We start from the raw sequence: 26,137 nt of genomic DNA on the forward strand, positions 1-26,137 counted from the left end.
ATGAAAGTCAGCGTCAATAACCCACGGCAGCGCGCTCGCCGGGCTGGTGTGCAGGATCGCGCACGGGCGGATCCCACCTCCTGGCGAAGCGTGGCGGAGGCTCGGGCGTTACACTGCCCGAGCCGGCGCGGACGGGCTCACGCTGGAGGACAGCGGATGAAGCAGCGAGATGACGAGCGGCGCGCGGCCTCGAAGGCCCTCCGGGACGGACTGCGGGAGATCGAGCGGAACGAGGAGCGCCGCGCGGCTCACGAGAAGCTCAGCGCGAGCTGGCTCCGGTACATGGGCCCCGGCTACGGCAACGACATCTGCTCGATGTGCGGCGCGCTCCTCGAGCGGGGCACGGCCTACATGCACTGCGCGCCTTGCCTGGCGACGCGCGGGATCGACGAGCAGGCGCTGCGCGGCGTATGCGCGCACGCGATGGCGGAGGACTGGCCGTTCCAGGAGCGCCGGCTCGACGGCGGGCGCTGGGCGCGCGCGCTGATCGCGTTCTGGCGGAATCATGTCGATCCGATGGAGTCGAAGGCCATCCCGTACCGGAACAACACGCTCGAGTCTGCCTTCAACTACATGAAGCGACGCCTCGCCGAGGTGGGGGTCGCGGAGATCTGGACCGTGCCTGATGAGAGCCAGCGCGGGCTCGATCCTGCGATGGTCGTGCAGGCCGGGGGCGGCGCGCTGGCGATCGGCGTCACCACCCAGCGCCGCATTGCGACAGCCGACGATGGCGCGCGCGGCGCGCACATCGCGCTGTTCGACGAGTTCCTCCACCTCGCGGGCGCGCGGGAGGGCTTCCTGGTGGTCGAGAAGCTGAGCCGGCGCGCGCGGCGCGACACGCCCGTTCGGGAGATCGTGGTGACCACTGCGGAGGGGCGGCGCGTGACGCAGCTCCGCTGCATGCAGGAGGATCGGAGTTGGCCCGCGCCGGCGGCGCCGGGTTAGCGCGGGCCTCACGCCACGCTACTGTCGGAACTGCTGGTCGATATCGTAGATCTCCGCCGCCACGCCGTCGGCTCCGTCATACGTCCGGCTGGCCCCGCGCCCTCCGATCCCGGCCTCACCGATCTCGATGGTCGTGTTCGTGAGAGAAGGCTCGATGCCCGCGTAGGCGATGGCGATCGAGTGGCCGCCGAGCCCGCCGCCACCCGGGCCGCCCTGGCCGCCCTGGCCACCACGACCGCCTGAGCAAGCGGCGTTCAGTCCCGTGGCCTCGCCTCGGGTCCCGGCTGCCCCGTGGTCGCCGCCCTCGCCGCCCGGCTGGCCCTCGCCCCCAGCGCCACCATTGCCGCCACGGCCGACCTTCAGGACCACGTCGTTCAAGTCGACAACTGCGCTCCCCACGAAGAGAGCGATGCTCACCCCGCCGGCGCCTCCGCCGCGGCCACCGAGCCCCCCGCATCCGCCCGCGCCGCCGGCGCCTCCGCCGGCGCCGGCCGCAGAGGCCTCGAATGGACACATCTGCGCGCCGGTGCCGCCCTTCGCGCCGCCGCCTCCTCCGCCGCCCTGGCCCCGCGTGCCCGGACTCCCGTCGCCAGCGAGCGGGCCAGTGTACCCATTCAGGAAGAGATCGCCGAAGCCCGTCGCACCGGCGCCCGGACTCCCGTCGACCCCGTCCGCGCCATCCTGCCCCGCGGTGCAGCGCTGGGTGCTGGTCTCGCCCTTGCCGCCGTTCATCCCATCGGTCGGAACCCCGTTGCTTCCATCACCCCCGGACTCCAGGCCCCCCGTCCCGCCCGTGCCGCCGCGCGAGTCGTCCGACCGATCGTCGGGCGTACCGCAGGTGTTGTTCACGGGGAGCCCGCCGGAGACCGTCGTGGCCGAGCACGCGGCGTTGCCGAAGTTGCCGATCATCCCCTTCTCGGCAGCGCCGTCCACGAACGCCCCGCCGCTCGCCCCCGGCGCCCCGTCGCCCGCCTCGAGGATGCACCGCGTGAAATCGACAGGGACCCCGGAGCTGTTCGCGGCGATCGCCGATCTGCCTGCCAGCGCGGTGTGGGTCACCGGGATCGAGCGCGCGATCACGTGGAGATCCTCGATCACCGCCGCGCCTTCGCCGTTGTCGAACGAGAGCGGCGTCTCGCCTTCGGGAGCGGTGAGCGTGGTCTTCTTCTTGTCGCCTATCCAGCGCCAGCTGTTGTCGCAGTCGAGCCCGCCGAAGATCGTGTGTCCCCCCGGCACGATCAGCGCCTCATCGAACGTCTGGGCGCAGAGATAGATGCGCCTTCCCTTGTCCGGGGAGAGCTCGAGCGCCTTCGTGATCGTCTTCAGCGGCGCCCTCGGGATCCCCGCGTTGCTGTCCTGCCCCAGGGTGCTCGAGACCCACACCCCGCACCCCGAGGGGACCGGATAGTGCTTGCTCGGAGTGCAGTCCTCGTCGGACAGCTCGTCATCGATGATCCCGATGACATTGGGCTCCTCGAAGCAGCCGCTCAACGCCACCGCGACCGGAATGAACCCCAATACGCGTGCATCAACCTTGAATCGAATCCTCATAGTATTCCTATTCCGGTCAGCCCTGCGCGTTTTCCAAGCAAAGCGACCTACGCGGCCGCCGGGCGCGATCGCCACGCCCGCCCGGCCACATGCGCGCTCGCCGGGGGCGCCGCACGGACGGGGGAGGGGTCGCCCGGGTGGGGAGGAGACGAGCGCCACGGCGTGCGTGAGCGCGCGCCCGCCCCGCGCCTGCCGCCGCGGGGCGTGTCGGCCCGGTTGCCCATCGCCGGGTATTCCGTGCGAACATCGGCCCATGAGCGCGAAGCTGAGGGACCTCGTGCGCGAGCTGATCGAGGCCGGCGGCGGCGAGCCGATTGAAGGCGGTCGCTTCCTGCCGCTCGTCACGCTGGAGTCCGGCGCCCGGGTGGGGCTGGACGGCTCGGGCGCCTGGGTCTTCGCGCCCGAAGGCGGCGGGGCGGCTCAGGCCATCGCGCCGGAGGGCGGGCGGGCCTTCTTCGAGGTGCTGGAAACGAAGCGGGACGACTTCGACGCGAGCATCGAGGAGGCGGCGAAGGCCGCGGGCCTCCCCCCCGAGGAGGTGGCCTTCTCGTTCCCCGCGACCGACGTCGTCCGCGCGGTGCTCGCGAGAGGCCTGCCGAGCATGACGCGGCTCGCGCTCTCGTGGCTCCGGTTGACGGAGGTCCGCGCGCTCCGCGCCGAGATCATGGCCGTCTCGCGCGACGCGACGATGCCCGTGCCCGTCCGGGATCTGGCGGAGCGGCTCACCGTCCCCGAGTGAGCCCGCGCCGCGCGGCCGGGCCCCCGCCCGGAGGCGGGGCCGGCGCGGGGAGGAAGGTCAGACGGTCGCGAACGCGTCGGCCGGGATGTCGAGCGCGGACGAGTCCTCGCGCCCGAGGATCTCGGCGGAGAACTTCGCGTGCGGCAGCACGTTGGCCGCGAAGTAGATGGCAGCGTGCTTCTTGCCCTCGTAGAAGGCGCGGTCCTTCGCGCCGGCGTCGCCGGCCGGGAGGCCCTCCATCGCCTTCAGCGCGATGACCGCGCCGTCGAGCAGGAGCCAGCCGATCGCGAGCTCGCTCATCATCTCGAGGAAGCGGTTCGCCGCGAGCGGCACCATCGGCATCTTGCCCATCTGGAACCACGAGAGCAGCCGCATCGCGGTGCCGGCGACGGCCTCGTGCGCCTCGCGGAGCTCCTTGATGCTCGCGGCGAGGACGGGGTGCTTCTCGTTGGCCTTCACGAACTCGGCCACGTCGTTCAGGAAGGCCTGCAGGTTGACCCCGCCGCCCTGGCCGAGCTTGCGCCCGACCAGGTCCATCGCCTGGATGTGGTTCGTGCCCTCGTAGATCGAGAAGACCTTCGCGTCGCGGCAGTACTGCTCGACCGGGTAGTCCTTCGTGTACCCGGCGCCGCCGAAGGTCTGGATCGCCGTCTCGCAGACGCGGAACGCCTGGTCGGACGAGTAGGCCTTCACGAGCGGTACGAGCAGATCGACCTGGCCCTGGTTGTAGGCGGCCGCGCGGTCGTCCTTGCCCTGGTAGACGGCGACCGCGTCCTGGTGGCGCGCGAGCTTGATGATGAGCGCGCGGATGCCCTCCACGCGGCTCTTCATGTCGAGCAGCATCCGCCGCACGTCCGGGTGATCGATGACCGGCACGCGCGGCGCGGTCGCGTCCTTCCACTGGAGGATCGATGAGCCCTGCTTGCGATCCTTCGCGTACTCGAGCGCGTTCAGGTACGCCGACGACGCGACCGATACGCCCTGCAGGCCCACGGAGATGCGCGCGCCGTTCATCATCCGGAACATCTGCGGCATGCCCTGGTGCTCGACGGTGCCGACGAGCTCCCCGAGGCATGCGTCGCTCTCGCCGAAGTTGAGCACGCACGTCGACGATCCGTTGATGCCCATCTTGTGCTCGATGTTGCCGACGACGACGTCATTCGATCCGCCGAGCGAACCGTCGTCGTCCACCCGGAACTTGGGCACGACGAAGAGGCTGAGCCCCTTCGTGCCGGGGGGCGCGCCCTCGACGCGGGCGAGCACGAGGTGCACGACGTTCTCGGTGAGGTCCTGATCGCCGCCGGAGATGAAGATCTTCGTGCCGCGGATGAGGTACTTGCCGTCCTTCTGCTTCACCGCGGTGGTCCGCGACGAGCCGACGTCGGACCCGGCCTGGGGCTCGGTCAGGCACATCGTCCCGCTCCACTGCCCGCCGTACATCCGCTTCAAGAAGAGGTCGCGCTGCCTCGGCGTCCCGAAGTGCTCGATCACCTCGGCCGCGCCGTACGTCAGCCCGGGATACATGTTGAGCGCCGCGTTCGCGCCGCAGAGGAACTCCTCCACCACCGTGTAGAGCGTGAAGGGACCGCCCTGGCCGTCGTAGGTGGGCGAGACCGAGACCGACTTCCACCCGGCCTCATACAGCTTGTCCCACGCGTCCTTGAACCCCGGAGGGGTCTTGACCTGCCCCTCCTCGATGCGACAGCCGACCCGATCGCCGACCGCGTTGAGCGGGCCGAAGACATCGCACGCGAACTTGTACGCCTCGTCGACGACCATCCCGACCTCGTCGCGCCCCCACGCATCGTAAGGGGCGCTGCCGAGCAGCTCGTCCAGGCGGAATTGCTCGAAGAGGAGGAAGCGGATCTCGCGGAGGTCGGCCTTGTAGCGGTTCTGGTGGGTTTGAGCGTTCGACATGGGAGACCTCCTCGTTGCCGCGGCGGGGAGGCGCTGGCAGCCGGTTCCCTTCCCGGTCTTCCGCGCAGCTGCGGCACAGTTCTGCATTCGCCTAGCATGTCGCCGCGGCGCGTCAACAGCCGTCCGCAACATGTGGAGAATCTCGTGGAGATCCATGAAGATCGGGGCATCCGAGGCGGGTCCTCGGCGGGGCTCCCGCGCCGGGATCCATGGCGTTGAACTGGCGAGCGGCGCGGCGTAGGCTCGCTCGCGATCGACCATGTCCGACCCGGCTTACATCACGCCCAGCGGGGCCAGGAGGCTGTCCGAAGAGCTCGCGCGGCTTCGTTCCGTGGAGCGGCCTCGCATCGTCCAGGAGGTCGCCGACGCGGCGGCGCAGGGCGACCGCTCCGAGAACGCCGAGTACATCTACGGCAAGAAGAAGCTGCGCGAGATCGACCGGCGGATGCACTTCCTGACCAAGCGGCTGGAGAAGGCCGTCGTGGTCGATCCGTCCGAGCAGCGCGGCGACAAGGTCTTCTTCGGGGCGACGGTCGAGATCGAGGACGAGGACGGCGCGCGCCACACGTACCAGATCGTGGGCGAGGACGAGATCGACAGCGCGGCAGGGCGCATCAGCTGGCGCTCTCCGGTCGGTCGGTCGCTCCTCGGCAAGCGCGCGGGGGACGTGATCACGGTGCGCCGCCCGGCGGGCGAGGCGGAGATGGAGCTCATCTCGGTGCGTTACGGCTGAGCGCCGCGCGGGCGCCAGGGCCGGAGAAGAAGGAGACGGGAATCGGCATGAGGATCTTGCACACGATGCTTCGGGTCGGCGATCTCGAGCGCTCGATCGGCTTCTACAGGGACGTGCTCGGGATGCAGCTCCTGTCGCGGCAGGACTACCCGGAGGGCAAGTTCACGCTCTGCTTCCTCGGCTACGGGAAGAACCCCGAGCACGCCGAGATCGAGCTCACGTACAACTGGGGCGTGGACAAATACGAGCTCGGCACGGCGTACGGGCACGTCGCGCTCGGGGTCGACGACATCCGCGGGGCCTGCGACCGCATCCGGGCGGCGGGCGGGAAGATCACGCGCGAGCCGGGCCCGATGAAGCACGGCAAGACCGTGATCGCGTTCGTCGAGGATCCGGACGGCTACAAGGTCGAGCTCATCGAGGAGTCGAGCCGGAACCAGAGCCGGTAGCCGGAGCCGGGACATCGAGCCCGGCGATCGAGGTCGGCGAGGCGCGTCGAGGCAGGGGAGGGCGCGGAGCGGCCGGAGGCCCAGAGGAGCCTCCGTGCTGCCCGCGCTTTGTCCCTGCTGCGCGCTCGCTTCAAATCCGCGAGGCGCGGGCGATCAGGCGCTCACGACCGGCGCGGCGTCGTTCGCCGGCTCGGAGGACGAGAGCGCGCCGCCTTCTGCCGCGGACGCCTCCTCGTCGGGCGCCTTGGCCGGCGCCTCGGACGAGGCGCCGCTCGCGGCCGCCGCGGCCTTCTCGGCGTTCGGGCGTCGACCGCGCGGCTTCTGCAGCAGCGATGGGGCGAGGTCGCCGTCGCCGCCCTCGTGCCAGCGCAGGTACGCGACGGCGCGGCGGCACTCCTCGTACGCCTTCGCGACCAGCGAGATCGCGCGGGCGCGGCGATCGCCGGCGTCGGTGATCTTCGGCGCCGCGGACGAGCCCTTGCCGGGCTTCGCGGCGAGCGCGGCGAGGAGGCGCACGCCGAGATCCGCGGCGCGCTCGAGCTCCTCGTCCTCGACCGCCGTCTTCGCGCGGACCTTGTCCCAGGAGCCGCGGAAGAGCTCGGCCAGGGCGATGAGATCGCTCGCGAGATCTGCGTGCCCCTTGCCCTTGCGGATGTCGGCGACGCGCTGCTTGTCGAGCAGGTTCCTGTGACCGAGCGCCTCGGCGGCGACGAGGAGCGCCTCGCGCAGCGTGCCGGCCTCTTCGGTGAGCTTCTTCGTGTCGAGCTCGCTCGCGGGCGTGCTGTAGAGAAGATCGGCGTACCAGGCCGCGAGGACGTAGTCCTCGAGCTCGTCCAGCATCGCGATCGGATGGTTCGGGAGATCCCGGACGATCTCGTCGCGGAGCTCGCGCAGGTGGGGCAGGGCAGAGAGCACGGAGCTCACGGCCCTGGGGACCTCGACGTAGACGGTCACGAGGTCGTCGGGGCCGAGCTCGAGGAGCTTCGGCTCAACGCGGGCGTACGCAGCGAGCGCAGCGGCCGGCGAGGACGGGAGAACGGGAGCAGATGCTGCTTTCGGGGGTCGCGCCATACAGGTGTCTCCAGCGGAGGGCGCGCACACTGCCAGACGGGAGCGCGAAGGGAAAGGGGGACCGCGCGATTGCCGCCGGGAGGCTCGGCTGGAGGGCGCCCTGGCACGAACAGACTCTCCGGCCGGGCGCGCTGTGCTCTGGTAGATTGCGGCGCGAGGACTCACGACATCATGTACGCGATTGCGATCATTCGTTACAGACGTCCGCTCGACGAGGTGCTGACGGCCGTCGACGCCCACCGCGCCTATCTGAAGGGGCTCATGGAGCAGGGACTCGTGCTCGTGTCAGGGCCGCTCGATCCCCGCTACGGCGGGGCGCTCCTGCTCCGGGTGCCCGACGAGGCGGCCGGGGCGACGCTGGATCGGATCCGGGACGGCGATCCCTTCACGGAGAAGGGGCTGGCGCAGTACGAGCTCCTGCCGTGGGCGCCGGTGTTCGGAAAGGAGGAGCTCGACAGGGTGTTCGCCCCGAAGCCCTGAAGGGGGCCGCGCTTTTCATCGCCCCGGCGCCGTCCGCGTGGTCGGCCGCGCGCTGCGCGCTACGGCGTGTCGAACGAGAGCACGCCCGAATCGTCCGTCGTGGTGCGCCCGCCGGGCGTGATGCGCATCGCGAGCTCCGGCTCCCGGGCGACGACCGCCACGTCGTAGCCGGCCTTCGGCAGGAGGCCGGTGATCACGTGCCTGCAGGTCGCGCGAGGCACCTGATAGGACAGCGGCGCCGAGCGCGGTTGCGGGTCCGAGCGCAGATCCGAGCGGAAGAGGACGACCGTGCCTGCCACGAGCGCGCCGTCGAAGCCCGAGCCCTGCGCGCTGTCGATCCGCGTCGCTGTATCCATCGCCGCGCCCGCGTCCGCGCCTTGCAGCACGTGCAGGAAGCGGACGTCCGTCGGAGCGCTCTGATCCTCCACGACGAGGCGGTGGGTCGTCGGCTCCATCGCCGCCGGCTTGTCGACGTTCTCGACCGGCACGGCCGCCATGCGGGCGTTCCGCGGCAAGAGGCTCTGGATGAACAGCGTCTGCCCCCGCGGGGTCACAGCGCTGGCCGTCCGGCCGGCGATCCGCGGCGCCGAGGTGGTCATCAAGTTGAACCGCTTGAACCGGCCGGCGGTGCGCGACGTCGCGCGGTCGTAGACGACCACGTGATCGGGCTGCAGCCAGACGACCGACCGGCTCGCATGGACGATGTCGCGGGCGGCGTCCGTGGGCGTCCATACGTTCTCGCGGGTGTTGTACAGATCCGTCGCTATCCCCTCGGCGAACACGTAGCCGGCGCCCCGGGTCATGCGCGTGATCGGATCGCCGGCGGCGCGCCCCTCGCGCCACTGGCCGCCTCGCGCGACGATCTCCTTCTCGAACCAGCGCATGTTCGACGGCTTGTCGTTCTGCAGGGAGAGGGTGTTGTGGTAGTCGGTCGTGGCCCCGATCAGGTTGTCCGAGTAACTCGTGTGCTCCTTCGTCAGCCACTCTCCCTTCCGGTAGAGCTCGATCTGATTGCAATCGCCGATCTGGTGGTTGATGGCGACCCAGCCGCACCGCCAGGTGAACCACGTCGCGCCCGTCGTCCAGTCCGAGCGCGCGCGGAGGGAGCCGCGTCCCTGTGCCCGCTCGAAGAAGGCGGTGGGCATCGCCGGGCGAGGATCGGCGGGGAGCGGCGCGGCCGGATCGAAGAGCATGAAGCTCAGGATCGCCCGGCTCGGGGCGGGTGAGCCCCAGATCTTGGACGTGCGCGCGTAGAGCTCGGGCGCGCCGCCCGCGATCGTGTTGGCCACGATCCAGCGCGACGTCTGCAAGCGCGCGGTGTTGCCAGTGAGCTGGTCGTAGACGCCCAGCGAGCCGAACAGCTCCGCGAAGCGCGGCTCGACCCAGACCTGCAGCGTGTCGCCGTAGTTCGCCATCTCGTAGACCGGCCCGAGGTCGGTCCTCGACGGATAGGTGACCGGGCCCGGCGCGATCGAATGCAGGAACCCGTCCGTCAAGCGGTCCCAGTATCCGCTGCGCAGCAGCCCGATCTGAGGCCCTGACTGGGCCTGGGCGCCGTAGCCGGCCGTATAGAGCCCGAGCAGCGCCTGGTGGAGGGTCGCGACGCCGCCGCCGTAGAGAAAGCCCTCCACGGGCAGGCCGCCGCTGGCCACGCCGAGCCCGTCGGACGGGACCCCGAGCTGCTTGGCCGCGGTCTCGGAGGCCTCGAAGACGGCGAAGGCCTGGTAGAGCCACGCGCCCGTCGCGTCCGCGCGATAGCTGCGCAGCGTGTTGCCGAGCGTCCCCGCCGGCGCGCTTGGATCGAGCGGAGGGTCGTCCGCTTCGTCCATCGAGAGCGACATCAGCGTGACCTGGCGCAGATGGCCAAGATAGTAGTTGTTCGCAGCCCACCTGAGCTGGAGCGGATCGCGGAGAAGCGCCGGATCGTTCATGACGCCGACCGGGTGGGGGTGCTCGTTGCCCGCCGTCGAGGCGTGGAGGTTGTCGTCAATCCACCGGAGAAAGACCTGCCGTATCTTGGCCTTATCGCCGGCGGAGAGCACCGGACGGCCGCCGCTGTCTGTCGCGCTATAGATCCAGTCGACCGTCAGCGGGAACCCTTCACCCCACCAGCGCGAGCGATCGCCGGTGGCGAACCCCGGGCGGCGGAACGGCTGGCCGTCGGCTCTCCCCTTGCTCGCCTCCTCGATGGCATACATCAAGAGGTTGCGCGCCCTGACGGCGTGGGTGGGGCGGGCCGCGACGTCGGGATCGATGAGCGACATGAATGCGAAAAACTCGGCAAACGCCTCGGTCGGATACTGCTCGTAGGCGTTGGTGCCGCCGTCAGGCCACGTCGGGTTTGGCCGGCCATACGGATAGAACCGGCTCTCGTACGCTGCGATCGCACCCCGGAGCGCGGGCACCATGGCTTCCGTGTACATGCGGTTTCGGCTGTCCGCGGCCCACCCGCGCAGCCTTGGGAGGTGTTCGTTCGTGAGCCAGAGTCGCGGGTGACCGGCGACAGGGTGCGCGGCGGCGCGCCCCGGCGCCCCGACAAGGCCCAGAGAGAGCACCGCGGCGGTGAGGATGTGGTGAATCGGTCGCATGCTGGTTCTCGGTATCGCTGGGCGCGAACAGCCGCGCCAGCCAGCGTTGACCCACGCTGAACAGCACGCGTCGTGCCGAATCTTTGCGTGCGCCGCGCGTCACCAGGAATGAGCAGTCTTCGTCCGTGTCACATGGCCAACATCGACGCCACCACCGAGCGGCTCGCGCGTGGCGACTTCATCAGACCTCGGGCAGAGACGCGCGCTTCATCCCTGTGCTCGACCGGCGGAGGACGGCGCCGCGCACGTCGCGTCGGTGGTAATGCTGCATACCATTCACCTGATGAGGCGACGCCATCGCGGCCGAGGCGGCGCTCGCGCTTCGCGGGGCAGGACGGCGGCGACGTCGAAATAGCGAGCGCAATCGAAATACCGAGCGGAGTGAGCCCTCGCCTCCGCGCCCCTCCACGGCCCCGGAAGACTCGGACACCTCGGAACCTCGGAACCACCTAGGACACGCGCATCGAGGCTCGAGGGCACATGACGCGAATCCGCCACACCTCCGCGCGGATCTGCCGCTATACTCGGCGAAGATAGGAGCGCTCTGCAGTATGCCGACGCCAGACTCCACCCAGTTCCTTGGCGATCCTCAGGTCCTCCGCGAGGGGAATCTCGTGAAGGGCACCCTGATCGGCTCCCGCGCCGAGGCCCTGCGGCAGAACTATGGCGAGCGGGTCGTGGCGGATCTGAGCCGCCAGCTCTCGCCGCAGGCGGCCCGCTACCTCGACGATCCGCCGATGCCTCTGGCCTGGCACGACATGGCGCCGCTCCTCGAGATCGACTGCGCGCTCCTGCACGGGCTCTTCGGCGGCAGGATGGAGAAGATGCGCTTCTTCGGCGCGGAGGTCGCCCGGAAGGACCTGACGACGACCTACAAGACGATGGCGGCGGGGGGCTCGCCGTCGGTGCTCTTCAAGCGCTTCGGCCTCATGTACAAGACTTACTTCAAGTACGGCGACTTCAGCGCGACGGCCATCAGCGACACCGCGGGGAGGGCGACGCTCTCGGGCGGCGGCCTGCCGCTCTACATGTGCGGCCATGGCATCTCGGGCTGGGTCGAGGCGGGACTCGCGCTCCTGGGCAGCAAGCGCAGCTCGGTCGAGCATACGACCTGCAGGCACCGCGGGGCGCCGCGGTGCACGTGGTCGATCTCGTGGTGATCCGCCTCTAGTTCCTCGGGGCCTCGCCCCGAACCCCAGCGTCCGCTTCGCGGCCGCGCTTGTTCCGTGTCAGCAATCCCTGACGGGATTTCTGACAGGGAACTAGGCGGCGGCCCGCCCGTCGTCCCCGAACGCCGCCCGCGCGAGAAGCCGCCGCAGCGCCTCGGCGCTCTCCTCCCACGACGGCGGCGCCGCCTCGGCGAACGCGTCCTCGTCCCAGGCTCGCGCGAGCGCCTCGCGGAGCGCCCGACCGAGCGCCCCTGCATCGCGCGACGGGACGAGCAGGCCGGTGCGCCCCGGCGTCACCACATCCGGGATGCCCCCGACCCGCGTGGCCACCACAGGGCGCGCGGCCGCGAGCGCCTCGAGCACCACGTTCGGGGTTCCTTCCGCCCAGCTCGGAAGCGCCAGCAGATCCGTCGCGGCGAGGTGGCGGGCAACCGCGGAGAGCGGCCGCGCCCCGACCGCGATGATCCGGCCGCGTCCCTCGCCCAGATCGGCGGGCGCGCGCTCGCGATCGCGACGTGCGGCGGCCTGCTCGACCGCGGCCCGCTCTGGACCGTCGCCGACGATCACGAGATGGACAGGGTCGCTTCCGTCGCGGCCGTCCCTGCCGAGCGCCTCGAACGCGCGCAGCAGCTCGTGGATCCCTTTCTCCCGGCTGACGTGCCCGACGAAGGTGACGATGCGCCCGCGCGCCGGGAGCCCGAGCTCGCGCCGGGCAGCGCGCCGGTCGGCAGGGCGGAAGAGCGCGCGGTCGACCCCGTTGCGGACGAGGACCGCGCGCTCCTTCGGCGCGCCGAGCGCCACGAGCGCCTCGACCATCGGCCGGCTCACGCCGATGGCGCATGCGGCGGACCGGAGCGCGCTGCCGACGAGCGGCCGCACCGAGCGCCAGCGCGCCACGACGTTCACGTCCGTGCCGTGGGCCTTCACCGCGTAAGGGAGGCCGAGCATCCGGGCGAGCAGCGCCGCGGCGCAGGCGTCGGGGTAGAGCCACGCCCCCAGCACGACGTCGAACCGTCCCCGCAGCCGCGGGACGTACGGCAGGAGCCCCGCCAGGTAGAGCGGCGCGTTCACGGGCGCCAGCACCCGGCCGGCCCCCGGGAGGTACGGCGCGCGCGCATGGACCACCGGGACGCCGTCGATCTCGTCGCGCGCAGGCACCGCCACCAGCCGGCCCGGGCGCGTGCGCTCGCCCAGGAGCGATACGCCCGGGTGGTACGGGATCGCCGCGAGCACCTCCACCGCGCACCGGCGCGACAGCGCCGCGAGCTGTTGCCGCTGGAACGCGCACGACAGCGGCTCAACCCGGTTCGGAAAGATGCGCGTCACCCAGAGGACGCGCAGCGGCCTCGGCCAGCCCGCCTCCTTCATATCCACGTTCACACCACGCTTCATGGTGTAATATTTGTTACATTCGATGGGTCCGCCCTCAGCGGGGCTGCCATGGACTCCTGGGTCCGTCCTGCCCTGTCGGCGCACGTCCACACCGCGAGCGCGCACCTTGCACAGCCTGGCCCGCGCTCCAGAGCGTCCCTGGCGGCGCCGCGCAGACCCTCGCGCAGCACGCCGTGGGACGCGCACGCCGAGGCCAGATTTGTAATGTTGCAAACATCATCGAACGTGGGACGCTCCGGGCGCCGGGCGTGCTGCCGGGGAGGGGAGGAGGGCGGCCGATTCGGGTCGCTCTGTGCCGCGGGGCTTGCCGCTCGACAGCGAGGGGGCGCGTGTTCTCGTTCGTCTTGCCGATGTGGGACTCCGACGTGACGGCGCGGGCGGCGGTGGAGCAGAGCGTGGCGTCGAACGTCGGGGACGTGGGCTCGGGAGCGCTGATGGCTGGCGTCGTGGGCTCGCTCGAGGGCTCTCTCCGGGGCGAGGTGTCTCGTTATGGACTGAGCGTCGATGGCAGCTATGAGCGGGTATTTCAGGTCTCGCTCGGCTCGGCTCGACTCACGCCCTCCGACAGCGCCTCGGCGCGGCTCGGCGGGGGAGCGGGCTGGGCGCTCTCGCCGCTCACGGACCTCTCCATGGCCGCGGCCGGCTACCTCGCGACGCGCCTCGGCGTGCGGGCCGACGACGCGCTCGCCGCGCGCGATCCCTTCCTGTCCGGCGATCGCCTGCAATACACGCTCTCCGCCGCGCCGGCCCTCTCCATCACGGCGTCGCGGCGCTCCTCGGTGCGCGTCGGCGTCGGCTACGAGCAGGCGGGCGCGCTCTCGGCCGACGACCCTGCCGCGGTCGGTATCGACGCGCACACGGGGCGCGCCGAGGTGAGCACCTCGTTCGACCTTGGCGCGCTGGACACGCTGACACCCGAGCTCCGGTACGAGGTCACCCAGTACCGTCACGCGCTGCTCGACACCGATCTCACGCGTGGCGCGGCCCGCGTCCACGCCGGCGCCGCGCTCCTCTCCGAGTCTCACGAGCTCACGCGGAACGTCTCGACGCGCGTCGCCGGCGGCGTGACCGTCGCGAGCCCGCCGCCCGTGCTGTCGTCGCGCGACGCGGTGATCGCGCCGGCGGCGCGGCTCGGGCTCACCTACGTGGAGGAGCGCTATCGGCTGACAGCGGGTTATGCCTATGCCTACACGTCGCTCGGGCCGAGGATCGGATTCGGACACGAGCACGAGGCCTCCCTCGAAGCGAGCTTTCGGCCCGCCCGGGGCGGCGCGACCCGCGACCTCATCGTGACTGGGGTCGCCCGCTTCTCGACCGGCAGCGCCCCCGTCGCCGCCAATCCGCCGCTCCACCTCACCCCCGGCGCGCCGGTGCCCTCCAGGGAAGGGTCGCTGTCCACGACCACGGCGCTCGCGGGCGCGGAGATCTCCTATCCCCTCTGGCGCGGGCTCGCGCTGAGCGGCGGCGTCGATCTGGAGTACGTGCGCGCCACGCTCGATCCGGCGCCGAGCGAAGGCGGGGCCGGCGGCTCGCTGCGGAGCATCGTCAGCGCCGGGATCTCGGGGACGCTATCGACGGATCGACACCGGACGCTGCGCCGCGATCCCGACAGCGCATGGGACGACGAGCGCCGCAGCGCGATGATCCAGGGGATGCCCTCCGGCCGCTGGCAGGCGCCCGAGCCAGACCGCGAGCCCGTCGACGGCGGCGACGCCTCCGGCGAGGCCCCGCCCGCGCGCGACGCGCAAGCCGGTCCTCGCGCGACGCGCGACGCGCGATAAGCCCCCTCGACACGCCAATCGCCCTCTCCGCGGGGAGCGGCGCGCCCACCCGCGCGACGGCTCAGCCGCCGCGTAGCCGGCGAGACTACCGTGCACCGAGCGGCGCCCCCCTGACGTGGCGCGCGGCGGCTCAGCCTCGGTCCACGTACCGCTAAGGACTCGACGTATGCAATCCGTCGCCGGCGTTCTCGCGCGGCGACTCCCCACGACAACCCGCACGTCATCGGCGCAACCCGGCCGCGAAAGCGCCAATTTCGCCGCGCCCGACCTCGCGCGCGGCGGCTCAGTCCGCCGTCATGAAATGAGATTCGTCGGAGGCATCTGGCAGTCTGCCCCGGTCTGCTCTAGTGTAGGTTCAACTACAACCGTATGTGCCCCGCCAGAGGCGACGCGCCGTCGCGCGCGACCGCCCGGGGCCGACGAGTGGAGGGACGATGCTGGAGCTGTTCCGGTCGCCGCGCCGGGCCATGGTGTGGTTTGTCGAGGCCAGCCTGCTCTCGCTCCTGGTGTGCTGCGCGCCGGGCGTGCTCGTGGGCTGGGAGCACGCGCTTGAAGGGGAGCGCTTCGGACGGACAGCGAGCATCTCGTTGGTCGCTCTGGCGTCGCTCTACTATCATGGCCTGTACGGGCCCGAGCCGCCCAGGGCACGGGCGCTGTTCTTGACGACGTTCCGGGCGCTCGGCCTGGCGGCGGTGGTGCTGTGGCTCGCGTTCTGGCTCGTGCCGGACGCGCAGATCAGCGACCGGGTGCTCCTGACGTCGCTCGGGGCGGCGGCGTTCGTGCTCCCCGCGTGGCGCGCGGCGTGTGATCGGGTGATGAGGAGCGAGAGCTTCTCCAAGCGCGCGGTCGTGCTGGGCTCAGGCGAGCTCGCCCGCTCGTGCGCGGCCCTCATCCGGAAGGATGGACAGGTCCTCGGGCTGCGCCTCGCCGGCCGGCTCGTCCGAGACGAGGAGCCGATCGACGAGGCCGAGATCGCGGGGAGGTACCGTGACCTCCGGCGCCTCGTCGAGCAGCGCGGCGTCGGGGCGGTGATCGTGGCGACGTCCGATCGCCGCGCCGCCTTCCCGCTGGAAGAGTTGCTCGATCTGAAGCTCCGCGGCGTCGAGATCGAGGAGGGCATGGATTTCTACGAGCGGGTGACCGGCAAGATCTGCGTGCGCGAGCTGAAGCCGAGCCAGATCATCTTCTCTCACGGGTTCAGCGTGCGGCGGCGGACGCGGATCGCGAAGCGGGTCTTCGACGTCGCGTGCGCGACCGCCGGGCTCGTCCTCGCGCTCCCGCTGATGGCGCTCACGGCCGCCCTGGTGAAGCTCGACTCCAGGGGGCCGGCGCTCTATTCGCAGATCCGGACAGGCGCTCTCGGGAAGCCGTTCAGGATCCACAAGTTCCGCTCGATGAGGACCGACGCTGAGAAGGACGGGGCGGCGTGGGCCACCGAGAACGATCCGCGCGTGACCCGCGTCGGGCGGTTCATCCGGAAGACGCGGCTCGACGAGCTGCCGCAGCTGTGGAATGTGCTCGTCGGCGAGATGAGCATGGTGGGGCCGCGGCCCGAGCGCCCCGAGTTCATCGACGCTCTGGAGAAGCAAATCCCCTTCTTCCGGCAGCGGCTCTTCGTGAAGCCAGGAGTGACGGGGCACGCACAGGTGCGCTGCCGTTACGGCGCGTCCGCCGAGGACGCGCTGGAGAAGCTCCAGTATGACCTCTATTATATGAAGAGCTTCTCGCTCTGGTTCGATATCTCCATCCTCATCGACACCGTGAAGGTCGTGCTCTGGCGCATCGGCGCACGGTGAATGATCCGGCGGTCGCGCCGTGCAATGGCTGCGCTCTTTAACGCCGGGCCCGGTGGCGCGCCCTCTGCAGAGCACGCGCCAGAGATCGGCGGGCGTCGGTCTCCGGGGGGATTCGGCGATGAAGACGTGGATGAGGGCGAGCGTCGTGAGCTCGGTGCTTCTGGTCCAGGGCTGCGCGCAGCTCGACCCGGCGCCGGGAGAGAGCGTCGCCGCCGCGGAGAGCAGCCTGAATGTCTCGACCTTCCGCTTCATGGAAGGCGGAGAGTTGCCCTATGTGCTCGGCTTCTCGCCCGAGACCGGCCAGATCCTCGGCGGCGCGCACCAGCTCCTCATCCCTCGAACCGGCGGCCGCGAGGCGCTCGACGGCGCCAACCTGCCCTCGCACCTGCACCCCGATCTCCGGGGCTCCCTGCTCCAGCTCAACTCGACGCTCCGGGAAGGCGAGGCGCAGTCGACCGCGTTCGCCTCGAACTGGTGGCCGCAGCGGCAGAACGGCATCGCCGATCGCTGGAACTCGGCCAACAAGAACTACTCCGACCGGATCTCCGACCCGGACAACATCTCTCCCGTCGAGAAATACGATGTCCTGTTCCACTCGGGGCAGATGGAGACCCTCGGGGGCATCGCCTCGTGGAGCATGGACGACCTCAGGAGGCCTCCCTACCTGCGCAATCCTCCCTATATCCAGCCGACGGTGGTCGTGGCCGGCCCGGCCACGCGCTGGGAGCTACAGCATCATGGGCTATACCAGGGTGTCTACCCGGAGTACTGGTGGGGGCACTGCAACGGATGGTCGGCCTACGTCGCCGCCGAGGGGGTCGGGCCGCGCCGCGACGTCCGAGTGAAGCTCTCCGGAACGACGGTGACCGAGTGCGCCACGCCGGAGACCGGCTGCGTCCTGTTCCGCATGGCGGACATCGAGGCGCTCATGAGCGAGCTCTACTTCAGCGACTCGGTGACCTTCTCGGGGCGTCGCTGCGAGACGCGGGCGGATCGGACGATGCGCGACGTCTACGGCAGGCCCATCGACCCCGCCTGCCGCGACCTCAACCCGGCCACGATGCACGTGGCCATGACCGGGCTGCTCGGGGTCGGACAAAAGCCGCTCCACGGCGACTCGACCCAGCGACAGAAGCTCATGTTCATCGTCGACCACACCTGGGACGTCGAGGTGTGGAGCTTCCCCGTGAAGCAGTTCTCGATCGATGTCATCGAGGAGGTGGACGCCCGGCAGGCCGCGCGGCTCCTGTGCGGCGGCGCGTATGCGGGCGCCGACTGCTACAATTACAGGTTCAACCCGGGCGCGACGCGCTTCGTCCGCGTCGCCGCGCGCTTCTGGATGATCTCCGATTCGGTCACCGGCGAGACGCTGCTCACGCCGCCCGAGCAGCGCACCGTCCCGCTCTCCGTGTCGGAGCTGCACTACGTGCTCGAGCTCGACGAGAACCTCACCATCCTGGGCGGTGAGTGGATCAAGAACCCCTCGATCGTGAACGGGATCAACGGCAAGGAGCTCCACCCGGATTATCTCTGGATCCCGGTGCGGGCCCAGGGCGCGGGCGAGGACGCCGACGATCTCGGGGGCGGCGAGGACAACCCCTACATCTCGTACGCGAAGGTCAAGGCGCTGCTCACGCTCTCGCAGCGCGACGACTGAGAGCGGGGCGCATCTCCGTGCGCTACGGGCTCATCCGCGTCGTTCGGCTCGCTGCGGCGTACTTTCGTACGCCTCACTCGCCTGCCTAGCGGCTGAGCCCGTATCACACGGATCTGCACCCCGCTCGAGGCGCGACATCTTGCTCGCCACGCCTGAAGCGCCCGGCCCGTCAGAGGAGCGGCGCGTGACGGCGGACGGCGGCGCGTCGGAGATTCAAGAAGCGTTGGCGGGGTGGACGGGACTCGAACCCGCGGCCTCCGGCGTGACAGGCCGGCGTTATAACCAACTTAACTACCACCCCAGATGTCAGGGATACGATCGCTCAGCGAGCGCCGAGCCAGCTCGGCTTTGCTTCCCATGAGCAAGCTCGCCAGGAGCCAGACCTCCTCATCTGGCCTGCACCGAGCGATGCAAGCCAACCGAGGGAGGCTCAGGCGAGCATCGACTCAGATGACAGGAAGAAAGCTGGCGGGGTGGACGGGACTCGAACCCGCGGCCTCCGGCGTGACAGGCCGGCGTTATAACCAACTTAACTACCACCCCAGACTGACATCACTACAGATCACCCAGGCCCCTAAACCCAGGAAGTAGGCGGGACAGGGGTCGAACCTGCGACCATCGGCTTGTAAGGCCGACGCTCTGCCGCTGAGCTACCCGCCCCGTCGGAGAGGTGCGCGACTGTACTCGCCGAACGGAGTCCGTCAAGATTTATTTCTCGCGGCCTCCGTCCCTGGCTGATCGAACCAGCGTCTGACCTGGGATCTCCGTGGCTTTCGCCGCGCGCCGCACGCCGTCACGCGGGCCCGCCCCCGGGCCCGGCCGCCGCCTTCGCGATCCGCGTCCACGCCTTCCACGCCTCGTGTCGCTCGTTTGCTGCGAGTGCAAGCGCCGTCACGAACACGCTCAACGGACGTGCGAACAGAGCTGTTGGACCGTGCGACAACCTGACTCATCGACACACTTCCAGCGTAAAATTCCTATGTATCCGCGCTACGCTGTGCGTCAGCGGCGCCAGCCGCGTGTAGGCGTAGTGGGAGGAGTAAGCAACGTATGGCGGAGAAGATCGGCATCCTCGTCGGCTGGGAACAGTCGTTCCCTCAGGCCTTCCTCGAGAGGTGCAACAAGATTCCGGGCGTCCGGGCGGAGATCGCGAAGCTCGGCGGGACGCCCGAGCGGTTCGAGAGCCCGTACCGGGTGCTCATCGACCGGATCAGCCAGGAGGTGAAGCACTACCGCTTCTACCTGAAGGCCGCCGCGCTCGGCGGGGCGTGCGTGATCAACGACCCGTTCTGGTGGAGCGCGGACGACAAGTTCTTCGGCTACTCGCTGGCGTCGCAGATCGGCATCGCGACGCCGCGCACCGTCATGTTGCCCCAGCGCGACTACATCCCGGCGATCGTCAAGGAGCGCAGCCTCCGCAACCTCGAGTATCCGCTCAACTGGGAGTCGATCATCGACTACGTGCGCTTCCCGGCCATCCTCAAGCCCGCGGACGGCGGCGGGTGGAAGGACGTGTCGGTGGTGCGGAGCCAGGAGGAGCTGCTCGCCGCCTACAACGCCTCGGGGCAGAACGTCATGACCCTGCAGGAGTTCATCGACTTCGACGACTACGTCCGCTGCATCTGCGTCGGGAAGGATCGCATCCTCCCGATCCAGTACGACCCCAGGGCGATCGGCCCCACGGGGCTCCGCGGCTGCTACGTGCAGCACGAGAACGAGCGGTGGCTCCCGAAGGCGCTGCACGACCGCGTCATCGAGGACGCGATCAAGATCAACAAGGCGCTCGGCTACGACATGAACTCGATCGAGTTCGCGATCCGCGACGGCGTCCCGTACGCGATCGATTTCACGAACCCGGCGCCGGACATGCACATCGAGCACCTGCGGGAGCGGTACTTCAACATCGCCGTCGACTGGATGGTCGCGTTCGCCGTGGAGTGCTCGCGAGGCGACCGGCGGACGAGGGACAGCTACGCGTGGTCGAGGCTCGTCCGGCCCTCCGTGGGCAAGGTTCGGCTCGGGGCCTCGTCATGACCGACGTCGAGGGGCTCCTCGACGGCCAGTTCACGCTGGGCATCGAGGAGGAGTTCCAGATCGTCGACGCGGAGACGCGCGAGCTGCGGTCGTACGTGAGCCAGCTGCTCGAGGGGGGGCCGGGCCACGAGCTGCTGCGCGGCCGGGCCCGCCCGGAGATGCACCAGTCGGTCGTGGAGACGGGCACCGGCGTCTGCCGGGACATCCGGCAGGCGAGGGGAGAGCTCACCGAGCTGCGCGGCAGCCTGAACACGCTCGCGCGGCGAGGGGGGATGCGGATCGTCGCGGCCGGGACGCACCCGTTCAGCGACTGGAAGAAGCAGGACATCACCGACGGCGAGCGCTACCGGTGCATCGTGGAGGACCTGCAGGACGTCGCCCGCGCCAACCTCATCTTCGGGCTGCACGTCCACGTCGGCGTCAAGGACCGCGAGGTGGCGATGGCCCTCGCGAACCAGGTCCGCTACTTCCTGCCGCACATCCTCGCGCTCTCCACGAGCTCGCCGTTCTGGCTCGGCCGCCCCTCGGGGCTGAAGAGCACGCGCAGCGAGATCTTCAAGCGCTTCCCGCGCACCGGGATCCCGGGGCTCTTCGAGTCGTACGGCCACTTCCAGCGCTTCGTCGATCTGCTCGCGAAGACGGGCTGCATCGACAACGCGAAGAAGATCTGGTGGGACGTCCGCCCGCACCCGTTCTTCGACACGGTCGAGGTCAGGATCTGCGACATGACCACGCGCCTCGACGACACCGTGGCGCTGGCCGCGCTCGTCCAGGCCGTCATGGGCAAGCTCTACCTCCTCTACCGGCGCAACCTCGGGTTCCGCGAGTACCGGCAGGAGCTCATCGAGGAGAACAAGTGGCGCGCCGTGCGCTACGGCCTCGACGGGCAGCTCATCGACTTCGGGAAGCAGGAGCAGGTCCCCGTCCGCCACCTCGTCGGCGAGCTCCTCGAGTTCGTGCAGGAGTCGGCGGAGATCTTCGGGTCGCAGGGCGAGCTCGAGCGGATCCGGACGATCCTCCGCGAAGGGACGAGCGCGGATCGCCAGCTCACGGTCTACGCCCGGACGAAGAGCTTCCCCGCCGTGGTCGACGATCTGATCGAGCAGTCGAGCCTCGGCCTGTAAGGCCCCGAGCGGCCCGGCGGCGGAGGCCGCCGCCGTGGGGATGCCGCGCGCCGGGAGGAGCCCTCCTCCCGGCCGCGGGCAGCTCCGGCGGAGGCGCTCGGCGGGGCAGGGGCGGCGGGATGGCGGGACGCATCGCGAGGCGGCCGCCGGCCGGGGTGGCCGCCGGCCGAGGCGCGCCTCCGTGCGAGAATTTCTGCTCGCGCGCCGGCTCTGCTACCGTGCGGCCGTGGGAAACGCTCCGCATCGCTGCGTCGCAGCTCTCTCGGTGGGCAGTCTGCTCGCGCTGTCCGTCGCCGCGGGTTGTGCGTCGACCGAGTACGTCAACGAAGGTCCTGGGCAGCCGACGCCGCGGGCCTCCGGCTCGCTGCCGCCCGGATCGGTGGGCGTCTGCAAGCAGCCGTTCACGAAGCGGCCGCCCATCGTGAGCGAGGAGCTCTGGGCGCACGCGAAGCCGTGCACGCCGCGCACGCCGCCGTCGTACATCCGGCTCGGCTACGCGAAGGACGGCTCCGCGGGCGCCGATCCGGAGGCGGAGCAGCTGGTCGAGAAGGTGCTGGCGGCGCTCGCCGAGGGGACGAAGCCCGACGGCGGCAACAACCAGGTCACGAGCGCGATCCGCGCGGTGCGGTCCTACGCCGCGAGGAAGGACGAGCTGCGCGCCCGGATCGCGCGCGACTCGGCTTCGGAGCAGGCGTGCGACGTGACCTACCTGCTCAACACGATGTCCGCCGCGCGGGGCAAGCTGTCCGGAGGCGACGCCTGCACCGCGGAGGTGTTCGACCCGGAGACGCGCGCCGACGCGTGCCTCTTCGACACGAAGCGGCCCGAGGGGCTCTGGCTGTCGAGCGGCTGGTCCTGCATGACGTTCACCGGGGAGCTCGGGAACGAGGCGTCCTGCCATCAGCTGTGCGGTTACGACGACTACTGCGCGCGGCAGGTGTACTGCGCGGCGGGCGACGTCAACCTGCTGCTCTGCGCGCTCGGCGTCTGCCTGCCGGAGCCGTCCGCCGGCATCAAGTGACGGCCGCGCGGAGCTAGTCGGCGCAGGTCCGCGCTAATCGGCCAGGAGCGCGCTCAGCCGCTCGAGGACGCCGCGGAGCAGCTCGCGCGCGCCGCGCAGGAGCGCGCGCACGTCGCGAAGGGCGTCGTGGACCTCCCCAGGCACGGGCAGGAGGCCCGCGCGGGCGGCGAGCGCCGCCCCCGAGACGAGCAGCAGGACCACCACCAAGGCCAGGAAGATGCGGCGGGGCCACCGCCGCCGTCGGCGAGGCGCCGGCGTCATCAGGGCCGGAGGCGCGGACTTGACCGGCAGCTTGCGGCTGGAGGGTGGCGGCGGGAAGGAGGACTTGGGCGGCGGCTCGTCGAGGGAGACGGGGAGGATGCCGGCGAACGTGGCGGGGAGCGGCGTGTTCCCGGCGGGCGGCCGCTTGCTGCTGCGCGGCTCGCCTCGCCGCCCGGACGTGGAGCGGAGCTCCCCCCGCGCCGACAAGCGGCTGTCCGCGAGCTGGATCGCCGTCGCGAGCTTCTTCCGGCGCTCGGTCACGGCGTCCCCGAGCGTCTCGCGGACGAAGCGGCCGACGTCGCCCTCCGTGACCGGGGTGCCGAGAGAGATCGCGATCTGGTCGAGCGTTCGCTGGAACGACGCACAGTCGCTCCAGCGGTCCGCCGGATCCTTGGCCAGCGCGCGCTCGATCGCCACCGCGAGATCGAAGGGGACGTCCGGCACGAGCTCGCGGATGGGGACGGGGGCGAAGCGAATGATGTTCTCCATCGTCTTCGCGTCCGTCTTGCCGCGGAACGGGTGGTAGCCGCTGAGGGTCGTGTAGAGGAGGACCCCGAGCGAGAAGATGTCGGCGCGCCGATCGACCTTGCCTGACGTGAGCTGCTCCGGCGAGAGGTACGGGATCTTGCCCTTGAGCTGGCCGGCGACGTGCGTCTCGTGCAGGCGGCCCGTGGCCTTGGCGACGCCGAAGTCGACGATCTTCACGATGCCGTCGAACGACACCATCACGTTCTGCGGGGAGATGTCGCGGTGCACGAGGTCGACGAGCCTGCCCTCGTCGTCGCGCAGCTCGTGCGCGGCGTGCAGGCCGGCGCAGATGCTCGAGGCGATGCGCAGGAGGATCGGCAGGGGGACGCCGCCGGTCGTTTTCACCAGCTTGTTCAGCGAGGCGATCGTGTCGCCGTCGACCCACTCCATCACGATGTAGAGCACGCCGTTCTCGTCGCCGAGCTCGACGATCTCGACCGCGTGGGGGTGCCGGATGCGAGACGCGAGGCGCGCCTCGTCGAGGAACATCGCCTCGAAGGCCGGGTCGTCGCCGAACTCCGGCAGCATCGTCTTGATGGCGACGATCTTCTGGAAGCCGCGGGATCCCACGAGGCGCGCCGCCCAGACGGCCGCCATCCCTCCGCGGGCGACCGGCATGAGGAGCTCGTAGCGGCCCAGCGTGTCTCCAGGCTTGAGGTCCGACAGGATCTGCACGCGGTGGTCCTACTGGATGGGGAGGCGGAGTTTGGAGGGGTAGGGCTCGAGTGCCACCGTTACGTTCGTGGAGGCCCGTAGCCTCGACGTCTGCCGGAGCGACGCAGCGCCATCGCGCCTGCACGTCACGAAGGAGGTCCCGCAAAGCCAGGGTGCCACGAAGCGTATACGGACCTCAAGCTCGGGGGCGAAGGCGCCTCGGAGGGACGCATCGCTGCAGAGGGTAGGCGAGCGCGGCCCGAAGAGAGGACGCGGCGAGCGCGGCCAGGGCGATCGATGTGTCGCGCGAGGAGATCGGAACGGATGCGAACCGATGGGAACGGAGCGCGGCGAAAGGGAATGATTCGTTGCGTGTAAAGACGCGTGTAAAAGTGCGCGTAAAGGTGCGAAAAGTGCGCCAGCTCGCGTTGAAGACGCGGGCGCTGGAGTCGTGATACACGGTGAGCGACCTGCTCGACGAGGCCTCATGGAAGCCAATTTGCGCCCGATCCCGCCGCCGCACGACGAAGACAACGAAGACGTGCACTGGGCGCTGTCGACCGCGACCGCGCTGTGGGGGCGCGGAGAGCGCGACGAGGCCCTGAAATGGCTGCGCCGCGCCGCGGAGCAGGCCTCGGATGCCAACGCCGACCTGCGCGCCCTCGAGCTCTTCAAGGCCGCCGCGGAGGTGGCGCAGAAGATCGCGGCCCTCGAGGCGGATACGGCCACGGCGTCGCAGCCCACGACCGCGAGCGCGCCGCCGAATGCGAGCTTGAGCGCGCCTCCCCAGGCGTCCGGCGCGCCTCCCGCAACGGCGAGCGCGGCGCCGCCCAGGCCGAGCGCGCCGGGGGCATTGGCGCGACCGTCGCATCCGCCGGGCGTGGAGGCAGGCCGAGCCGAGCGCGGCGGCGCGGGCACGAGCGCGCCGCCCGTGGCGATGCGGGCGCCTTCGGTCCGCGCGCCTGCCGGCGATGCGCCGGCCGGGCCGATCGCGTCCGCGGCGGCGGCGTTCCGCGACGGAGCCGTGCCCAGGCCCGCGGCGGGGCCGGGCCGGCCGGCGTCGGTGGTGCCGGGGCGCGCCCCTGCGCCGGTGAGCGCCGCGGCCCTGCGCGACGTGACCCCGACCCAGCTGTCGCCCGCGGCGCGCGCGCCCAGCCACGCGCCAGGGCTCCCGGCGCGCCCCGCCGCGGCGACGAAGACCGGCGCCCCTCCGGGGGCGGCTGCCTCGACGGGATCGCCTGGACGTGCTGCCCCGGCGAACGCGCGTGCGATCGCTGGCTTCGCGACGTCGCCCCACGGGAGGGTGTCGTCGACCACCGCGGTGACCGAGGAGGTCCCGGCGGTCAAGCTTCCGGTCGCGGGTGCACTCGCTGGCCACGAGCCGGGGCAGGGCGCTTTGGACGCGGCGCGCGAGCGTGCTGGCGGGGAGCAGCAGCCGGCCGACGCCGATCCTCCGCCCGATCAGCGCGCGACGGTGCCGACGTCGACGGCCATGGCCGCGGCGCTGGCGCGGCGGCCGGCGGTCCCGCTCGGCGCGGGCTCTTCGCACGAGGCGACCGAGAGGCGCCCGGGGCTCTGGCCGAGCACCGACGATGAGGGCACCGCGCGCCGCCCCCTGACGCCGCAGGAGCAGCGGGTGCTGATGGAGCTCCGGATCGAGGATCTGGACGAGGAGACGCCGATGCTCGCCCTGGAGCAGCTTGCGGGCGACGGCAAGCCGTCCGGCGCCGCGCCGCAGGCGGGCCACGCGTCCGACGACCGCGCCGACTGGACCGAGGCCGAGCCGGATGAAGCCGACGATGGCATCGCGTCTGCGGATCAGCAGGGAGACCCGACCTTGGCGGGGGAGCCCTCGGACGCGGCGCAGGGCCAGGGCGCGGAGGAGGCGGCGTCCTGGTCGCAGGGAGCCCTCACGGACGATCGTGGGGGCCCGTCGGAGGACTCGTCGTGGAACGATCCGCCGTACGAAGGGGAATGGCAGGCGCCGCCGCCGCGGCTGCCCGCGTCGCAGATCGAGCCGCTGCCGGCGCTGCGGATCGCGGTGATCGGCATCTCGAGCGCCGGGGAGCTCCGGCTCGTCCCGATGGACGGAAGGAACGCTCCGCCACGGGGCGCAGCGCTCGGGATCCTCGTCCCGCTGAGCCCTGGGGACGGCGAGACGATCGCGCGGCTGCTCCAGCTGCGCAGCTGAGCTGCCGCGGCGCCGCGGGAGCACGTTCGGCAAGAAGTGGGGCGTTCCGCGGCATC

General features: G+C 70.8%; 19 protein-coding genes and 3 tRNA genes. 13 read left to right on the forward strand and 9 right to left on the reverse strand.

Annotated features, from left to right (window positions below):
- Positions 1-156: 156 nt before the first annotated feature.
- Positions 157-945, forward strand: coding sequence for a hypothetical protein (locus WME79_RS20185; RefSeq protein ID WP_437538275.1), 789 nt, complete (start codon positions 157-159; stop codon positions 943-945).
- A gap of 18 nt (positions 946-963) precedes the next feature.
- On the opposite strand, the gene WME79_RS20190 is transcribed toward WME79_RS20185, so the two are convergent.
- Entirely contained in the window at positions 964-2,463 is a 1,500-nt protein-coding gene (locus WME79_RS20190; protein ID WP_437538276.1) for a PGRS family protein, read from the reverse strand.
- Between the two features lie 286 nt (positions 2,464-2,749).
- On the opposite strand from WME79_RS20190, the gene WME79_RS20195 reads away from it, so the two are divergent.
- Positions 2,750-3,235, forward strand: a complete 486-nt coding sequence (locus WME79_RS20195) for a hypothetical protein (RefSeq protein WP_437538277.1) — start codon at positions 2,750-2,752, stop codon at positions 3,233-3,235.
- 57 nt (positions 3,236-3,292) lie between these two features.
- Here the strand turns inward: WME79_RS20195 and WME79_RS20200 are convergent, their stop codons facing one another.
- Entirely contained in the window at positions 3,293-5,152 is a 1,860-nt protein-coding gene (locus tag WME79_RS20200; RefSeq protein WP_437538278.1) for an acyl-CoA dehydrogenase, read from the reverse strand.
- Positions 5,153-5,411: 259 nt separating this feature from the next.
- Here WME79_RS20200 and greB point away from each other — a divergent pair, with 259 nt between their 5' ends.
- On the forward strand, positions 5,412-5,885 hold the full coding sequence (gene greB, locus WME79_RS20205; RefSeq protein ID WP_437538279.1) for a transcription elongation factor GreB: 474 nt from the start codon (positions 5,412-5,414) through the stop codon (positions 5,883-5,885).
- Positions 5,886-5,932: 47 nt separating this feature from the next.
- The gene (gloA, locus tag WME79_RS20210; RefSeq protein WP_437538280.1) at positions 5,933-6,334 is read left to right on the forward strand and encodes a lactoylglutathione lyase; all 402 of its coding nucleotides are present in this window, start codon (positions 5,933-5,935) and stop codon (positions 6,332-6,334) included.
- A gap of 153 nt (positions 6,335-6,487) precedes the next feature.
- On the opposite strand, the gene WME79_RS20215 is transcribed toward gloA, so the two are convergent.
- On the reverse strand, positions 6,488-7,405 hold the full coding sequence (locus tag WME79_RS20215) for a hypothetical protein (RefSeq protein WP_437538281.1): 918 nt from the start codon (positions 7,403-7,405) through the stop codon (positions 6,488-6,490).
- 171 nt (positions 7,406-7,576) lie between these two features.
- Between WME79_RS20215 and WME79_RS20220 the strand changes: the two genes are divergently transcribed.
- Positions 7,577-7,885 carry a YciI family protein gene (locus tag WME79_RS20220; protein ID WP_437538282.1) on the forward strand — a complete coding sequence of 103 codons (309 nt, stop codon included), beginning with the start codon at positions 7,577-7,579 and terminating at the stop codon, positions 7,883-7,885.
- 59 nt (positions 7,886-7,944) lie between these two features.
- On the opposite strand, the gene WME79_RS20225 is transcribed toward WME79_RS20220, so the two are convergent.
- Complete coding sequence (locus tag WME79_RS20225) at positions 7,945-10,473, reverse strand: hypothetical protein (protein ID WP_437538283.1); 2,529 nt, start codon at positions 10,471-10,473, stop codon at positions 7,945-7,947.
- A 551-nt stretch (positions 10,474-11,024) separates the two neighbouring features.
- Between WME79_RS20225 and WME79_RS20230 the strand changes: the two genes are divergently transcribed.
- Positions 11,025-11,633, forward strand: coding sequence for a hypothetical protein (locus WME79_RS20230; RefSeq protein ID WP_437538284.1), 609 nt, complete (start codon positions 11,025-11,027; stop codon positions 11,631-11,633).
- Between the two features lie 102 nt (positions 11,634-11,735).
- On the opposite strand, the gene WME79_RS20235 is transcribed toward WME79_RS20230, so the two are convergent.
- Positions 11,736-13,034, reverse strand: coding sequence for a glycosyltransferase family 4 protein (locus tag WME79_RS20235; protein WP_437538285.1), 1,299 nt, complete (start codon positions 13,032-13,034; stop codon positions 11,736-11,738).
- A 329-nt stretch (positions 13,035-13,363) separates the two neighbouring features.
- On the opposite strand from WME79_RS20235, the gene WME79_RS20240 reads away from it, so the two are divergent.
- The 3 genes from WME79_RS20240 to WME79_RS20250 all read left to right on the forward strand — a co-directional run bounded on the left by WME79_RS20240 (position 13,364) and on the right by WME79_RS20250 (position 18,268).
- Positions 13,364-14,815 carry a hypothetical protein gene (locus tag WME79_RS20240; RefSeq protein WP_437538286.1) on the forward strand — a complete coding sequence of 484 codons (1,452 nt, stop codon included), beginning with the start codon at positions 13,364-13,366 and terminating at the stop codon, positions 14,813-14,815.
- A gap of 434 nt (positions 14,816-15,249) precedes the next feature.
- Entirely contained in the window at positions 15,250-16,611 is a 1,362-nt protein-coding gene (locus WME79_RS20245) for a sugar transferase (protein ID WP_437538287.1), read from the forward strand.
- Between the two features lie 118 nt (positions 16,612-16,729).
- Positions 16,730-18,268 (forward strand): hypothetical protein, encoded by a 1,539-nt coding sequence (locus tag WME79_RS20250; protein ID WP_437538288.1) that lies wholly within the window; start codon positions 16,730-16,732, stop codon positions 18,266-18,268.
- 224 nt (positions 18,269-18,492) lie between these two features.
- Here WME79_RS20250 and WME79_RS20255 read toward each other — a convergent pair.
- The 3 genes from WME79_RS20255 to WME79_RS20265 all read right to left on the reverse strand — a co-directional run bounded on the left by WME79_RS20255 (position 18,493) and on the right by WME79_RS20265 (position 18,928).
- Positions 18,493-18,569: transfer RNA gene (locus WME79_RS20255), tRNA-Asp, on the reverse strand.
- A 165-nt stretch (positions 18,570-18,734) separates the two neighbouring features.
- A tRNA-Asp gene (locus tag WME79_RS20260) sits at positions 18,735-18,811 on the reverse strand.
- 45 nt (positions 18,812-18,856) lie between these two features.
- Positions 18,857-18,928, reverse strand: a tRNA-Val gene (locus tag WME79_RS20265).
- Positions 18,929-19,318: 390 nt separating this feature from the next.
- Between WME79_RS20265 and WME79_RS20270 the strand changes: the two genes are divergently transcribed.
- The 3 genes from WME79_RS20270 to WME79_RS20280 all read left to right on the forward strand — a co-directional run bounded on the left by WME79_RS20270 (position 19,319) and on the right by WME79_RS20280 (position 22,447).
- A complete protein-coding gene (locus tag WME79_RS20270) occupies positions 19,319-20,302 on the forward strand; it encodes an ATP-grasp domain-containing protein (protein ID WP_437538289.1) in 984 nt (327 codons plus the stop codon).
- A complete protein-coding gene (locus tag WME79_RS20275; protein ID WP_437538290.1) occupies positions 20,299-21,426 on the forward strand; it encodes a carboxylate-amine ligase in 1,128 nt (375 codons plus the stop codon). Before WME79_RS20270 ends, WME79_RS20275 begins: the two co-directional genes overlap by 4 nt.
- A 181-nt stretch (positions 21,427-21,607) precedes the next feature.
- On the forward strand, positions 21,608-22,447 hold the full coding sequence (locus WME79_RS20280) for a hypothetical protein (protein ID WP_437538291.1): 840 nt from the start codon (positions 21,608-21,610) through the stop codon (positions 22,445-22,447).
- Between the two features lie 33 nt (positions 22,448-22,480).
- Here the strand turns inward: WME79_RS20280 and WME79_RS20285 are convergent, their stop codons facing one another.
- On the reverse strand, positions 22,481-23,911 hold the full coding sequence (locus tag WME79_RS20285) for a serine/threonine protein kinase (RefSeq protein ID WP_437538292.1): 1,431 nt from the start codon (positions 23,909-23,911) through the stop codon (positions 22,481-22,483).
- Positions 23,912-24,377: 466 nt separating this feature from the next.
- Between WME79_RS20285 and WME79_RS20290 the strand changes: the two genes are divergently transcribed.
- Positions 24,378-26,081, forward strand: a complete 1,704-nt coding sequence (locus WME79_RS20290; protein WP_437538293.1) for a hypothetical protein — start codon at positions 24,378-24,380, stop codon at positions 26,079-26,081.
- Positions 26,082-26,137: the final 56 nt, after the last annotated feature.

This window comes from Sorangium sp. So ce726 (genome assembly GCF_051521405.1).
Taxonomy (GTDB): domain Bacteria; phylum Myxococcota_A; class Polyangia; order Polyangiales; family Polyangiaceae; genus Sorangium.

What these genes read in the sequence shown, in the direction of transcription:
- WME79_RS20230 (WP_437538284.1), top strand. Translation starts at nt 11,025, where the DNA reads ATGCCGACGCCAGACTCCACCCAGTTCCTTGGCGATCCTCAGGTCCTC.
- WME79_RS20195 (WP_437538277.1), top strand. Translation starts at nt 2,750, where the DNA reads ATGAGCGCGAAGCTGAGGGACCTCGTGCGCGAGCTGATCGAGGCCGGC.
- WME79_RS20215 (WP_437538281.1), bottom strand. Translation starts at nt 7,405, where the DNA reads ATGGCGCGACCCCCGAAAGCAGCATCTGCTCCCGTTCTCCCGTCCTCG.
- greB (WP_437538279.1), top strand. Translation starts at nt 5,412, where the DNA reads ATGTCCGACCCGGCTTACATCACGCCCAGCGGGGCCAGGAGGCTGTCC.
- WME79_RS20220 (WP_437538282.1), top strand. Translation starts at nt 7,577, where the DNA reads ATGTACGCGATTGCGATCATTCGTTACAGACGTCCGCTCGACGAGGTG.
- WME79_RS20250 (WP_437538288.1), top strand. Translation starts at nt 16,730, where the DNA reads ATGAAGACGTGGATGAGGGCGAGCGTCGTGAGCTCGGTGCTTCTGGTC.
- WME79_RS20235 (WP_437538285.1), bottom strand. Translation starts at nt 13,034, where the DNA reads ATGAAGCGTGGTGTGAACGTGGATATGAAGGAGGCGGGCTGGCCGAGG.
- gloA (WP_437538280.1), top strand. Translation starts at nt 5,933, where the DNA reads ATGAGGATCTTGCACACGATGCTTCGGGTCGGCGATCTCGAGCGCTCG.
- WME79_RS20225 (WP_437538283.1), bottom strand. Translation starts at nt 10,473, where the DNA reads ATGCGACCGATTCACCACATCCTCACCGCCGCGGTGCTCTCTCTGGGC.
- WME79_RS20200 (WP_437538278.1), bottom strand. Translation starts at nt 5,152, where the DNA reads ATGTCGAACGCTCAAACCCACCAGAACCGCTACAAGGCCGACCTCCGC.
- WME79_RS20290 (WP_437538293.1), top strand. Translation starts at nt 24,378, where the DNA reads ATGGAAGCCAATTTGCGCCCGATCCCGCCGCCGCACGACGAAGACAAC.
- WME79_RS20185 (WP_437538275.1), top strand. Translation starts at nt 157, where the DNA reads ATGAAGCAGCGAGATGACGAGCGGCGCGCGGCCTCGAAGGCCCTCCGG.
- WME79_RS20245 (WP_437538287.1), top strand. Translation starts at nt 15,250, where the DNA reads ATGCTGGAGCTGTTCCGGTCGCCGCGCCGGGCCATGGTGTGGTTTGTC.
- WME79_RS20270 (WP_437538289.1), top strand. Translation starts at nt 19,319, where the DNA reads ATGGCGGAGAAGATCGGCATCCTCGTCGGCTGGGAACAGTCGTTCCCT.
- WME79_RS20275 (WP_437538290.1), top strand. Translation starts at nt 20,299, where the DNA reads ATGACCGACGTCGAGGGGCTCCTCGACGGCCAGTTCACGCTGGGCATC.